This window comes from Agromyces litoreus (genome assembly GCF_040496015.1).
Taxonomy (GTDB): Bacteria; Actinomycetota; Actinomycetes; order Actinomycetales; family Microbacteriaceae; genus Agromyces; species Agromyces litoreus.
The window spans coordinates 12,924-25,616 of record NZ_JBEPKA010000020.1 but is presented as its reverse complement, the minus strand read 5'-3'; the positions used below and the strand labels follow the sequence as shown (position 1 = coordinate 25,616).

The 12,693-nt window shown below is 72.6% G+C and carries 13 protein-coding genes; 3 read left to right on the top strand and 10 right to left on the bottom strand.

Features of this window, described 5'->3' with window-relative positions:
- Nucleotides 1-33 precede the first annotated feature (33 nt).
- The gene (locus ABME01_RS13905) at nucleotides 34-645 is read left to right on the top strand and encodes a class I SAM-dependent methyltransferase (RefSeq protein ID WP_353829022.1); all 612 of its coding nucleotides are present in this window, start codon (nucleotides 34-36) and stop codon (nucleotides 643-645) included.
- Between the two features lie 36 nt (nucleotides 646-681).
- Here the strand turns inward: ABME01_RS13905 and dapF are convergent, their stop codons facing one another.
- The 10 genes from dapF to ABME01_RS13855 all read right to left on the bottom strand — a co-directional run bounded on the left by dapF (nucleotide 682) and on the right by ABME01_RS13855 (nucleotide 10,134).
- Nucleotides 682-1,563 (bottom strand): diaminopimelate epimerase, encoded by an 882-nt coding sequence (dapF, locus tag ABME01_RS13900; RefSeq protein ID WP_353829021.1) that lies wholly within the window; start codon nucleotides 1,561-1,563, stop codon nucleotides 682-684.
- Between the two features lie 29 nt (nucleotides 1,564-1,592).
- On the bottom strand, nucleotides 1,593-2,513 hold the full coding sequence (gene miaA, locus ABME01_RS13895; protein WP_353829020.1) for a tRNA (adenosine(37)-N6)-dimethylallyltransferase MiaA: 921 nt from the start codon (nucleotides 2,511-2,513) through the stop codon (nucleotides 1,593-1,595).
- Between the two features lies 1 nt (nucleotide 2,514).
- On the bottom strand, nucleotides 2,515-4,119 hold the full coding sequence (gene miaB / locus ABME01_RS13890) for a tRNA (N6-isopentenyl adenosine(37)-C2)-methylthiotransferase MiaB (protein WP_353829019.1): 1,605 nt from the start codon (nucleotides 4,117-4,119) through the stop codon (nucleotides 2,515-2,517).
- A 40-nt stretch (nucleotides 4,120-4,159) separates the two neighbouring features.
- Entirely contained in the window at nucleotides 4,160-4,819 is a 660-nt protein-coding gene (locus ABME01_RS13885) for a regulatory protein RecX (protein WP_353829018.1), read from the bottom strand.
- Nucleotides 4,820-4,830: 11 nt separating this feature from the next.
- Nucleotides 4,831-5,898: a recombinase RecA gene (gene recA, locus ABME01_RS13880; RefSeq protein ID WP_353829017.1), complete on the bottom strand. Its 1,068-nt coding sequence runs from the start codon at nucleotides 5,896-5,898 to the stop codon at nucleotides 4,831-4,833.
- A gap of 262 nt (nucleotides 5,899-6,160) precedes the next feature.
- Nucleotides 6,161-6,397 (bottom strand): DUF3046 domain-containing protein, encoded by a 237-nt coding sequence (locus ABME01_RS13875; protein ID WP_353829016.1) that lies wholly within the window; start codon nucleotides 6,395-6,397, stop codon nucleotides 6,161-6,163.
- 60 nt (nucleotides 6,398-6,457) lie between these two features.
- Nucleotides 6,458-6,772: a helix-turn-helix domain-containing protein gene (locus ABME01_RS13870; protein WP_092670580.1), complete on the bottom strand. Its 315-nt coding sequence runs from the start codon at nucleotides 6,770-6,772 to the stop codon at nucleotides 6,458-6,460.
- Between the two features lie 146 nt (nucleotides 6,773-6,918).
- On the bottom strand, nucleotides 6,919-8,520 hold the full coding sequence (locus ABME01_RS13865) for a tripartite tricarboxylate transporter permease (RefSeq protein WP_353829015.1): 1,602 nt from the start codon (nucleotides 8,518-8,520) through the stop codon (nucleotides 6,919-6,921).
- Nucleotides 8,513-9,073, bottom strand: coding sequence for a tripartite tricarboxylate transporter TctB family protein (locus ABME01_RS13860; protein WP_353829014.1), 561 nt, complete (start codon nucleotides 9,071-9,073; stop codon nucleotides 8,513-8,515). Before ABME01_RS13860 ends, ABME01_RS13865 begins: the two co-directional genes overlap by 8 nt.
- Nucleotides 9,070-10,134 (bottom strand): Bug family tripartite tricarboxylate transporter substrate binding protein, encoded by a 1,065-nt coding sequence (locus ABME01_RS13855; RefSeq protein WP_353829013.1) that lies wholly within the window; start codon nucleotides 10,132-10,134, stop codon nucleotides 9,070-9,072. Before ABME01_RS13855 ends, ABME01_RS13860 begins: the two co-directional genes overlap by 4 nt.
- A 184-nt stretch (nucleotides 10,135-10,318) precedes the next feature.
- Between ABME01_RS13855 and ABME01_RS13850 the strand changes: the two genes are divergently transcribed.
- Nucleotides 10,319-11,995 carry an ATP-binding protein gene (locus ABME01_RS13850; RefSeq protein ID WP_353829012.1) on the top strand — a complete coding sequence of 559 codons (1,677 nt, stop codon included), beginning with the start codon at nucleotides 10,319-10,321 and terminating at the stop codon, nucleotides 11,993-11,995.
- On the top strand, nucleotides 11,992-12,672 hold the full coding sequence (locus ABME01_RS13845) for a response regulator (protein ID WP_353829011.1): 681 nt from the start codon (nucleotides 11,992-11,994) through the stop codon (nucleotides 12,670-12,672). Before ABME01_RS13850 ends, ABME01_RS13845 begins: the two co-directional genes overlap by 4 nt.
- Nucleotides 12,673-12,693 lie beyond the last annotated feature (21 nt).

The window sequence follows — 12,693 nt, the reverse complement described above, 5'->3', positions numbered from 1 at the left end:
GCCTACTTCCGTTCGGTGCGATAGGTTCCCCGTATGCCGCAGGAGCACTACTTCTCGTCCAAGCCCGCCGACCGCGAGGCGCTCCGGACGATCCCCGTGCGCCTGGCCGGCCGGGAGGTCGAGGTGCAGACCGCGGGCGGGGTCTTCAGCCCCGGCCACGTCGACCTCGGAACCCGGGTCCTGCTCGACGAGGTCCCGCAGCCTCCGTCGACCGGGCACGTGCTCGACCTCGGTGCCGGCTGGGGGCCGATCGCGCTCACCCTCGGTCTGACGGCGCCCGACGCCACGGTCTGGGCGGTCGACGTCAACGACCGCGCCCTCGACCTGGTCCGGCGCAACGCCCGCCGCCTGGGCCTGTCGGGTGTCAACGCCGTGCAGCCCGCGGATGTTCCCGACGACGTCCGATTCGCGGCCATCTGGTCGAACCCGCCGATCCGGATCGGCAAGGCCGAGCTGCACGCACTGCTGCGGCAGTGGCTCCCCCGCCTGGAGCCCGGGGCGACCGCCTGGCTCGTCGTGCAGAAGAACCTCGGCGCGGATTCCCTGCAGCGCTGGCTCGCGGAGGAGCTCGGCGAGGGCTGGGAGGTCGCCCGGGCGGCGTCGTCCAAGGGATTCCGCCTGCTCGCGGTCACCCGCGGGCGATGACCGGGCCCGCCGCCGGGGTCCCGTCGGCGTGGCGGATCAGACGAGGCTGAGCACGCCGTCGAACACGAGCTCGCCCGGCCCGGAGAGGTACACGTGCTCGCCGTCCGGTCGGGCCTCCATGCGCACGCCGACCGCTCCGCCGGGCACGCGGACGATCCACTCGTCGGGCGCGCCCTCGCCGGCCCAGTACCGCACCGCGAGCGCGGAGGCCACCGCGCCGGTCCCGCACGAGAGCGTCTCGCCCGAACCCCGCTCGTGCACGCGCATGCGGATGCGGCCGCGCCCGGCCTCCACGAGCGGGTCGGCCGGCACGACGAACTCGACGTTCGCACCCGACTGCGGCTCCGGGTCGAGCACCGGGACGTAACCGAGGTCGAGCCCGTCCAGCTCCTCGTCGTCCGCGAGCGCGACCACGACGTGCGGGTTGCCGACGTCGATGCCGAGGCCGGGACGTGCGACGGGGAGGTTCTTCGCGCGGACGAGCGGCTCGCCCCCGTCGAGGCGCCAGGCGCCGAGGTCGGCCTCGAACCCGCCCGGCGACACGCGGACGCGCCGGACCCCCGCACGCGTGCCGATCGCGACCCATTCGCCGTTGGCCGGCGCGACGTGCCCCTGGTCGATCAGGTACCGCAGGAACACGCGGATGCCGTTGCCGCACATCTCCGAGACGCTGCCGTCGGCGTTCCAGTAGTCCATGAACCACGTCGCCAGCGGGTCCTCCGCGAGCGCCGCCCCGCCTGCCGCGAGGCGCTCGGAGCGCACGGCGCGGATGAGGCCGTCGCCGCCGACGCCGAAGCGGCGGTCGCAGACGGCCGCGATCTGCGATGGCTCGAGCTCGTGCTCGCCCTCGGGGTCGCTGAACAGCACGAAGTCGTTGCCCGTGCCCTGGCCCTTGGTGAAGCGCAGTTCGAACGCCATCGCACCAGTCTATGGAGCCGGCGGGGGTGTCAGTCGACGCGCGCCTGGCGTTCGACCTCGGCCGCGACCGCGGCCGGGTCGAGGGCATCGACGACGGATGCCGCGGCGTACCGCCGGAACCAGCCGACCTGCCGTCGGGCGTACGTGCGGGTGAGGGCCTGCGTCTCGGCGATGGCGTCGGCCTCCGTCGTCCGACCGTGCAGCTGCGCGAGCGCCTGGGCGTAGCCGATCGCCTTCCGCGCGGTCACCCCGCGCTCGATCCCGGCGGGGATCAGCGATCGGACCTCGTCGAGGAGCCCGTCGGCCCACATCCCCGCCGCGCGCGCGTCGAGGCGGGCGACGAGCTCGGAGCGCTCGGCACGCAGGTGGACGATGCGGTGGGGACGCCACGGGACGGGTTGCTCGGGCAGGCGCGCGGCCTTCGGTTCGCCCGTGAGCTCGATGACCTCGAGCGCCCGGACGATCCGACGCCCGTTCTGCGGATCTACGCTCGCGGCCGTCTCCGCGTCGAGCTCGCGCAGGCGTCGGTGCAGGAGTCCGGGCCCGACCTCCTCGAGCTCGCGCTCGAGTCGCTCCCGGATCGCGGCGTCCGTGCCCGGGAACCTGAGGTCGTGGATGACGCTCGAGACGTACAGTCCGGAGCCGCCGGTGAGCAGCGCGACGCCTCCTCGCGCCACGACGTCCTCCACGGCGCGCCGGGCGGCCACCTGATAGGCGGCGACGGACGCCTCGTCGGTGACCTCGAGCACGTCGAGCAGGTGGTGCGGCACCCCCTCGCGCTCGGCGACGGGCAGCTTGGCGGTGCCGATGTCCATGCCCCGGTAGAGCTGCATGGCGTCGGCGTTCACGACCTCGGCGGGTCGTCCGGTCGCGGCGATCGCATGCCCGACGTCGAGCGCGAAGCGGGACTTCCCGGTGCCCGTGGCGCCGACGATCGCGATGAGCGTCACGTCAGCGCTGGCCGTCGGCGGGGTCGTAGATCGGCATGGTGCCGACGCCCGGACTCGTCAGCGGCTCGCCTCCGATGCGGAGGGTGGGAAGGCCGAGCGACACCGGGCCGGCCGCGGACGTCGGGCCCGCCGCAGCGGGGATGCCGCAGCTCTCCGCCTGCGCGCGATCCCAGGCGTCGCCGGCGCGCGTGCGTCGGATCCGCAGCGGCGCGCCGTCGACCGAGTCGGCGAGCAGGTGGAACGGCGCCGCCTGCGTGATCTCGACGGAGACCACGTCTCCCGGACGGGGGACGTCGGATCCCTCCGGCAGCTCGAAGTGCACGAGGCGGCTGTCCTCGGCGCGCCCGCTCATCCGGTGGGTCTCGGCGTCCTTCTTGCCCTCCCCCGTCGAGACCAGCACCTCGACGGGGGTGCCGACGAGCTTCCGGTTCTCCTCCCACGAGATGCGCTCCTGCAGCGCGATGAGGCGCTCGTAGCGGTCCTGCACGACCTCCTTGGGCACCTGGTCGTCCATGGTCGCCGCGGGCGTGCCGGGACGGATCGAGTACTGGAAGGTGAACGCCGACGCGAACCGCGCGGCCTCGACCACCCGCAGGGTCTCCCGGAAGTCCTCCTCGGTCTCACCGGGGAAGCCGACGATGATGTCGGTCGAGATGGCGGCGTTCGGGATCCTCGCCCGGACACGGTCGAGGATGCCGAGGAACTTCTCGGAGCGGTAGGAGCGGCGCATGGCCTTCAGGATCCGGTCGGATCCCGACTGCAGCGGCATGTGCAGCTGCGGCATGACGTTCGGCGTCTCGGCCATGGCGTCGATGACGTCATCGGTGAACGCGGCCGGGTGCGGGCTCGTGAAGCGGATGCGCTCCAGCCCGTCGATCCCGCCGGCGGAGCGGAGGAGCTTGCCGAAGGCCTGCCGGTCGCCGAACTCGACGCCGTAGGAGTTCACGTTCTGCCCGAGCAGGGTCACCTCGACGGCGCCGTCGTCGACGAGTGCCTGGACCTCGGCGAGGATCTCGCCCGGCCGACGGTCCTTCTCCTTGCCGCGCAGGGCCGGAACGATGCAGAACGTGCAGGTGTTATTGCAGCCGACCGAGATGGAGACCCAGCCGGAGTAGGTGGAGTCGCGCTTGGTGGGCAGCGTGGACGGGAAGACCTCGAGCGCGTCGAGGATCTCGAGCTGCGCCTCGTCGTTGTGCCGGGCTCGCTCGAGCAGGCTCGGCAGGGACCCCATGTTGTGCGTGCCGAACACCACGTCGACCCACGGCGCCTTCTCGAGGATGACGTTCTTGTCCTTCTGGGCGAGGCAGCCGCCGACGGCGATCTGCATGCCCTCGTGGCGGCGCTTGACGCCGGCCAGGTGGCCGAGGTTCCCGTAGAGCTTGTTGTCGGCGTTCTCGCGCACCGCGCACGTGTTGATGACCACGACGTCGGGTTCCGCGCCGTCGGCGGGCACGTAGCCCGCAGCCTCGAGCGACCCGCTGAGTCGCTCGGAGTCGTGCACGTTCATCTGGCAGCCGTAAGTGCGGACCTCGTAGGTGCGCGGCGTGGCCGTGGGTGCGGCGTCGGGCTCCGCGGTCGCGGGCATCGCCTCGTGCATGGTGCTCATGATCGCACCAGTCTACGAGCCGTGCGTCCGGCCCCCGCCGTCAGCGGAGGCCGCCGGCATCGGCCTCGGCGTCGAGCGCGACCGCGACCGCGCGCCGCACGAGTTCGGAGCCGTAGCCGCGTCGCATGAGGAACGCCGCGAGGCGGCGCTCGGCGACCACGCGATCCAGGCCGGCGAGCTGCCGGGCCCGGCGCTCGGCGATCGCCAGCGCATGCTCGAACTCGACGTCGGGATCGAGCGCCTCGACCGCCTCGCGGGCGAGGTCGTCGTCGATGCCCCGGCGACCGAGTTCATGCAGGAGCGCGCCGCTGCCCCGACCGCGGCGCGCGCCGTGGCTGTGCACGAGCTGCTCCGCGAGGCGCCGGTCGTCGAGGTAGCCGAGCCGCTCGTATCGTTCGACCCACTCCTCGACCTCGATCGGGTCGAGGCCGTGCTCGACGAGGATGGCGCGGACTTCGGCGACGGACAGCGACGAGCGGCGCAGCCGGCCGACGATCATCCGGTCGATCCGGTCGTCGCGCTCGGGACCGGTCTCGTCGTCGGCCACGGCGACCGAGGGCCTGCGGTCGGGACCCGCCGCGCGCGCGGCGCGCGCGGCGCGCGCGGACGCCGCCGGGGTGGCGGCGTCGGAGTCCTCCGACGACACCACCCACGGCAGGTAGGTGACCGGCGCGAGCCGCTCGTTGCCCTGGTCGCCCATGCGTTCGCCCGCTACGCGCCCTTGCGCTTGGCCGCGATCGGCTCGACCTTGGCGACCGGCGTGGGAGCCGCCGCGCCGGCCGGGAGGCCGATGCCGAGCTTCGTGAGGATCTTCGTCTCGATGTCGGCCGCGATGTCGGGGTTCTGCAGGAGGAAGTTGCGGGCGTTCTCCTTGCCCTGCCCGAGCTGGTCGCCGTCGTAGGTGTACCAGGCCCCCGACTTCTTCACGATGCCCTGGTCGACGCCGTAGTCGATGAGGCTGCCCTCGCGCGAGATGCCGACGCCGAAGAGGATGTCGAACTCGGCCTGCTTGAACGGCGGCGCCATCTTGTTCTTCACGATCTTGACGCGAGTGCGGTTGCCGACGGCGTCGCCGCCGTCCTTCAGCGTCTCGATGCGCCGGATGTCGAGACGCACCGAGGCGTAGAACTTCAGCGCCTTGCCGCCCGCGGTGGTCTCCGGGCTGCCGAAGAAGACGCCGATCTTCTCGCGGAGCTGGTTGATGAAGATGGCCGTGGTCTTGGTCTGGTTGAGCCCACCGGTGAGCTTGCGCAGCGCCTGCGACATGAGGCGCGCCTGGAGGCCGACGTGGGAGTCGCCCATCTCGCCCTCGATCTCGGCACGGGGCACGAGCGCGGCGACCGAGTCGATCACGACGAGGTCGATCGAGCCGGAGCGCACGAGCATGTCGGCGATCTCGAGCGCCTGCTCACCCGTGTCGGGCTGCGACACGAGGAGCGCGTCGATGTCGACGCCGAGCTTCTTCGCGTACTCGGGGTCGAGCGCATGCTCCGCATCGATGAACGCGGCGATCCCGCCCGCGCGCTGCACGTTCGCGATGGCGTGGAGGGTCAGGGTGGTCTTACCGGACGATTCCGGACCGTAGATCTCGATGATGCGGCCTCGCGGAAGACCGCCGACGCCGAGCGCGACGTCGAGGGCGATCGACCCGGTCGGGATGATCTCGACCGGCGCGCGCTCCTCGCTCCCGAGGCGCATCACCGACCCCTTGCCGAACTGTCGGTCGATCTGGGCGAGTGCGGTCTCGAGGGCCTTCTCGCGGTCTGCGGGAGATGGCATCGGTGCTCCTTCGTGTGGGTGACGGCTGCCTCTAGGCTGTCGTTTCCGCGTGCTTGGCCGTGACCCGGCACGTCTCGCGACAAGGCGGTTGCGGAATGTTCCGACGCATCCGACCGTACGGCCGGCCACCGACATCCGCGGCTGGTCGGCCGCCGATGTGGATGATCGCGTCATCCCCTCCGTTGGTGAGGAGCCTAGCGCAGCAACCGAACGGATGTTCGATGCCGGGATCGGCGTGTCGAACGCGTCTTCGGTCACCCGATCAGCGGTTGGAACGCTCCCCCGGCTCGGGCCGGCCGACGCCGTGGCGCCGTTCCTCCGGGACGTCGGTCGCGGCGCACAGCGCGCTCCACACGTCGCGCGGCGGCATGCCCGCCGCGAGCGCCTCGCGGGCCGTGCGGTTGCCGAGGTCGACGAGCACGAGGTCGCTCACGACCACGTCGCCGTACCCGGGGCCGAACTCCTGCTCGACCGCGAGCGCGAACTCACTTCGCTTCACGGGCACCTCCGGACATGCGAACGGCCGGTCCGCGGACCGGCCGTTCACGAGAACGCTGGATCAGCGGACCATCATGTCCGCGTCGAACTCCGCAACCAGCTCGTCGGGGAGGCTGTCGGGCACCGACGGGGCGCTGAGCCCCTCCAGCACCGCGATGCGGTCGCCGACCTCGTGCATGATCACGGAGATGGGAGTGTCGAGCGCGTCCGCGACGGACGCGAGGATCTCGCTCGAGGCCTCCTTCTGGCCGCGCTCCACCTCGCTGAGGTAGCCGAGCGCGACGCTCGCCTTGCTGGCGACCTGGCGGAGGGTGCGGCCCTTCTGCAGGCGGAAGTCCCTCAGCACGTCGCCGATCTCCTGTCGAACCAGAACCATCGGAACCTCCCTCGTCTGCCTGCGACCCCGTTGCCCGGGCCGGTGCGGGGAGGTCAGTCTAGCGCCTCTTCCCGTTCACCGAGCCTACCCGTGGTCACTGGTGTTTTGCTCTGAAACCGCTACCTGTAACAGGGAGTTCACGCGGGCTATTCCCCGCCCGCGGCGTTCCCGCGTGCCGGGTCTGCCTCGGCGGGCGGCGGCGCGTCCGCGGTCGGGATCGCCCCGGTCGGCACCAGCGCCGGAGAGGACTCGAGTCGCGCCCGCCGTCGCTTCAGCCACACGCCCGTCGCCACGATCACCGCGAGCGTGCCGTACGCGACGATCGCGAACGGGCTGTGCACGAGGTACGTCGGGTCGCCCTGGCTGATGGCCATCGACTTCCGGAGCTGCTCCTCCGCCATGGGCCCGAGGATGCCGCCGACGACCATCGGCGCGACCGGGTACCCGTACCGTCGCATCAGGAACCCGACGAACCCGACGGCCATCAGCGTGAGCGTGTCGACCACGTTGAAGTGGAGCGCGTAGGCGCCGAGCCCCGCGAACGCGAGGATGCCCGCGTACAGGTACGGCCGGGGGATGCGCAGCACCTTCACCCAGATCCCGACCAGCGGCAGGTTCAGCACGATGAGCAGCACGTTGCCGATGTAGAGGCTCGCGATGAGCGCCCAGACCAGCCCCGACTGGTTCTCGAACAGCAGCGGACCCGGGCGGATGCCGTACGACTGGAACGCCGAGATGATGATCGCGGCGGTGGCCGTGGTGGGCAGGCCCAGCGTGAGCAGCGGCACGAGCACGCCGGCCGCGGCCGCGTTGTTCGCCGACTCCGGGCCGGCCACGCCCTCGATCGCACCCCGTCCGAACTGCGCGCGTGCCGCGCCCTTCGCCAGGCGCCGCTCCGCGGCGTACGAGAGGAAGGTCGCGACGTCCGCGCCGCCCGCCGGGATCGTGCCGATCGGGAAGCCGATCGCGGTGCCGCGCAACCAGGGCTTCCACGAGCGCCGGAGGTCGTCGCGCGAGAGCCAGCTGCGCCATCCGCGGTCGACCGGGATGACCCGCACCGAACCGTGACGCAGTCGCGACGCGACGTAGAGCGTCTCGCCGACGGCGAAGAGCCCGACGGCGATGAGCACCACGTCGATGCCGTCGGCGAGGCTCGGGACGCCCAGCGTGTAGCGCTGCTGTCCGGAGAGGACCTCCGTTCCGACGAGCCCGAGCACGAGGCCGAACCCGAGCGAGACCAGCCCGCGCGGGACGCTCGACCCGAGCAGCGCGCCGACCGTGAGGAACGCCACGACGATGAGCGCGAAGTAGTCCGCGGGTCCCAACTGGACCGCGAGCCTCGCGATGCCGGGGGCGAGGAAGGTGAGCAGCAGGGTGGCGACCGTCCCGGCGACGAACGATCCGATGGCCGCCGTCGCGAGCGCGGCCGCGCCACGACCGGCCTTGGCCATCCGGTTGCCCTCGAGCGCCGTCACGATGGACGCGGACTCCCCGGGCGTGTTGAGCAGGATCGAGGTGGTCGAGCCGCCGTACATGCCGCCGTAGTAGATGCCGGCGAACAGGATGATCGCGCCGGTCGGGTCGAGCGTGTAGGTCAGGGGCAGCAGCAGTGCCACCGTCATCGCCGGACCGATGCCGGGCAGGACCCCGACCGCGGTGCCGATGAACACGCCGAAGAACGCGGTCAGCAGGTACTGCGGCTGGATGGCGGTCGCGAAGCCCTCGAGCAGGGCGGTGAGGCTATCCATGGAAGATCGGGATCCAGTTCAGGAGGGGACCGGCGGGCAGCGAGAGCCCGAGCCAGGTGCCGAAGACGAGTTGGGTGGCCACGCCGAGCGCGAGGCCGATGCCGAGGGCCGCCCACCGGCGGGACGCGCCGAGCGCGATGGCCGCGCCGCCGAACACGACGGCGACGGCGATCGGCCAGCCGGCGAACTCGATGACCACGAGCTGCGAGAGGAAGACGACGACGAGCTTGGCCACCGTCGCCCAGTCGGTCGGCGCGTCGGGATCGACGTCCTCGCCGTCGTCGGGGACGCCGCGACGCCCGCGGAGCAGTCCGACGAGCACGGCGATCGCGGCGAGCACGAGCAGCGCGCCGACGGCGTACGGGAACGCGCGGGGACCGAGCACGCTCGCCGATCCCGGCGGCACCCGGATGGCGCCGGCGCCCAGGATCGTGCCGACGCCGACGAGCAGTCCGGCGCCCGCGAACGCGAACTCGCCGACGGGGACCGCCCGGGGCGGGAGGGCCCCCTCCGGCGCGAACGCGCCGGAGGGGGCCGGGGACGATCCGGTCACCGGGAGACCAGGCCGATCGTCTGCAGCGTCTGCGAGACCTCGTCGATGTTGCCGTCGAGGAAGCTCGAGAAGTCGTCGCCGACCAGGAACGCGTCCGCCCAGCCCTTCAGCTCGAGCGTGTCGGTCCAGGCGCCCGTCGCGTGCAGGTCCGTCACCAGGTCGCGCAGCGCGTCGGCATCCGCCTCGGAGATGCCCCCCGGCGCCAGCAGGCCGCGCCAGTTCGTGAGCTCGACGTCGTAGCCCTCCTCGCCGAGCGTCGGGGTGTCCGGGAGCAGGTCGACGCGCTCGGGCGACGAGACCGCGAGTGCGCGGAGCTCCCCCGCCTCGATCTGCTCGACGAACTCGCCGACCCCCGAGATGCCGGCCTGCACCGTGTTGCCGAGCAGCATCGTCACCGCCTCACCGCCACCCGAGTTCGGGATGTAGTTGAGCGTGGAGGGGACGTCGGCCGGGTCGACCCCCGCCTCGGTCACGAGCATCCCGGCGAGGATGTGGTCGGCACCGCCGGCCGAGCCGCCCGTGACGGAGATCGCGGCGCCCTGCTCGACGATGGCCTCGACCAGCTCCTCCGTGCTCCGGTACGGCGACTCGTCCGGCACGACGAGCACAAGCGCCTCCTCCGTGAGCCGGGCGATCGGCGTCATGTCCTCGATGCGCACCGGCGAGGCGTTGGTCTCGACCGCGCCGACCATCACCAGGCCGGTGATCATGAGCGTCTCGGGGTCCTTCTCGTTCGCGAGGGAGGCCAGGCCCACCGTGCCACCGGCGCCGCCGATGTTCTGGACGGGTGCCGAGCCGACGAGGCCCTCGTCGGTCAGGACCTGCGCGATCGATCGAGCGGTCTGGTCCCAGCCGCCGCCGGGGTCGGCGGGGGCGATGACGTTGACCGCGTCGAGCGACGCGGCGGCCTCGGGGCCCGACTCCGACGATGCGGCCGGCGAGGCGCACGCCGCGAGGCCGAGTGCCGAGACGAGGCCGAGGCCGGCGACGGCGGCGCGGACGCCGCGCGAGCGGGTTCGGACGGGGATGGCCGCAGGGGACGGCCGGGTGTGTGATCGCAATGCTCCTCCTCGAGTGCCCGGCCTCTTCGCCGGGCGGACGATCCGGAGTCCCGACGCTAGGGCGGCCCGGCACAGCGGAGGACGTTGCGGTCGTAAGGGAGGTATCGGTCGTTGCGGACGTTTCGGTCGTATCGGTCACGGGCGGGGGCGCCGGGGGCGCCGCGGCGTGCGGCAGAATTGTGCGGTGGGCCGGTCGATGACGCTGGGGATGCAGCTGCTGCTGCTGCAGGTCGCGATCGTGCTCGTGACCGTCGTCGGGACCGGCGTCACCGCGATGCTCATCCAGGAGCACCAGCTCCGCGAGGCCTACCAGGACCGCATGATCGCGGTCGCCCAGTCGGTCGCGCGGCTGCCGGTCATCCTCGGCGCCTTCGACGACGACGATCCGAGCGCCGTCATCCAGCCGGTCGCTGAGGTGGTGCGCAACGCCTCCGACGTCACGTACGTCGTCGTGACGGATGCCGCGGGCATCCGCTACTCGCACCCGAACCCGGACCGGATCGGCGAGCCGGTCTCGACCGACCCGACCATCCCGCTGTCCGGCCAGGTCTACGTCGGCACGCAGACGGGCACGCTCGGCCCGTCGTGGCGGGTCAAGGTGCCGATCTTCGACGACGACGGCGAGGTCATGGGCCAGGTCTCGGTCGGCATCCTGGAGTCCGAGCTGCGCGCCGACTTCCTCGGCGGCCTCGGCGGGCTGCTCGCCGCCCTCGCCGTCGCCGCACTCGCGGGCGTCGTCGGCTCGGCGTGGATCGGACGGGTCATCCGGCGGCGCATCTACGGGCTGGAGCCCGACGAGATCCGGGGCATGCTCGAGACGCGGCAGGCAATGCTGCACGGGATCCGCGAAGGGCTCGTCGCCGTCGACGAGCGCGATCGACTCGTGCTCGTGAACGACGCCGCGGCGCGGCTGCTCGAGATCGCGGAGCCCGATGCGGTGCTCGGACGACCCGTCGCGGACGTCGTCGACCCGGAGCTCGCCGGCGTCATCGCCGCCGGCCAGGAACCGGAGACGCTGGTGCTCTCGGGCGAGCGCGTGCTCCTCGTGCACAGCGACCGGGTCCGCGTCGACGGTCGCGAGATCGGCTCCATCGCGATCCTCCGGGATCGCACCGAGCTCGAGGCCGTGCTCCGCGAGCTGCAGGGCGCCCAGGGGCTCGCCGACGGCCTCCGGGCACAGTCGCACGAGTTCTCCAACACGCTCCACGTCGTGAGCGGCCTGCTCGAGCTCGGCGACGTCGATGCCGCCATCGCCTACATCGAACGCGTGGGCGGCGGGGGCCCGCTGTCCACGCTCGCCGATCGCGCGGGCATCGCCGACGTCGAGACGGCCGCCCTCGTGCTGGCCAAGCGTTCGCTCGCGCACGAGCTCGGCATCGAGCTCGAGCTCGACCCCGATTCCCACCTCGCCCCGATCGAGGACGCCGACTTCCGCACCGACCTCGTGACCGTGGTCGGCAACCTGCTCGACAATGCGGTCGAGGCCTGCGTCCTGGGCGGCCGCGTCACGGCGAGCATCCGCGACGACCGGGCTCCGGGCGCGATCGAAGTCCGCGTCGACGACGACGGACCGGGCGTGCCGGCGGAGCTGCGGGCCGCGATCTTCGAACCGGACGTCACGGGGAAGTCCCCCGCCGGCGGCAAGGCGCGTCGCGGGATCGGCCTCACGATCGTCCGACGCGTCGCGCGTCGGCTCGGCGGCGAGGCGCACGTCGAACGGGGTCCGGACGGAGGGGCCCGATTCACCGTGGACCTGCCGGTTCCGGGCCGGTCGGCGGGGTCCGATGCGTCGGCGCGCCGGCGAGCGTCCGCCCCTGCGCTCGACGGCGCGGCGACCCGACGCGAGGCGCAGCGCTCATGAGCGACCTCCGCGTCGTCATCGTCGACGACGACCTCGCCGTGGCCCGGGTCAACCGGGCCTTCGTGGACGCCGTGCCCGGGTTCACCGTCGTCGCCGAGGCGCACACCGGCTCCGAGGCCCTGCGGGCCGTCGCCCGGCACCGCCCGGACCTCGTGCTGCTCGACGTCTACCTCCCCGACCTCGGCGGACTGGACGTGCTGCGCCGGCTCCGCGCGATCGGCGACGACGTCGAGGTGGTCGCGGTGACCGCCGCGCGCGACCTCGACACCGTCCGACGCGCCCGTCAGCTCGGCGTTCGGCACTACCTCGTCAAGCCGTTCTCGCGCGCCAGCCTCGCCAAGCGGCTCGATGAGGTCCGGCGCGGACTGCTGGCCGACCGCGTGGAGGTCGCCGCCGAGCTCGACCAGGGGGCGGTCGACCGGCTGCTCGGCACCGCCGTCGCCGCGCCACCGCTGCCGAAGGGCCTGTCGCCGATCACGCTCGACCGGGTCGAAGCCGACCTCGCGGCGTGCGAGGTCGACGCCTCGGCGGCCGAGATCGCCGAGTCCGTCGGGATGTCGCGGGTGAGCGCCCGGCGCTATCTGGAGCATCTCGTCGCGGTCGGCGCCGCCGACGTCGCACCGCGCTACGGGACCGCGGGCAGGCCGGAGCACCGCTACCGGATGACGCCCCGCTGAGGCCGCCGTGCCGGGTGCGCT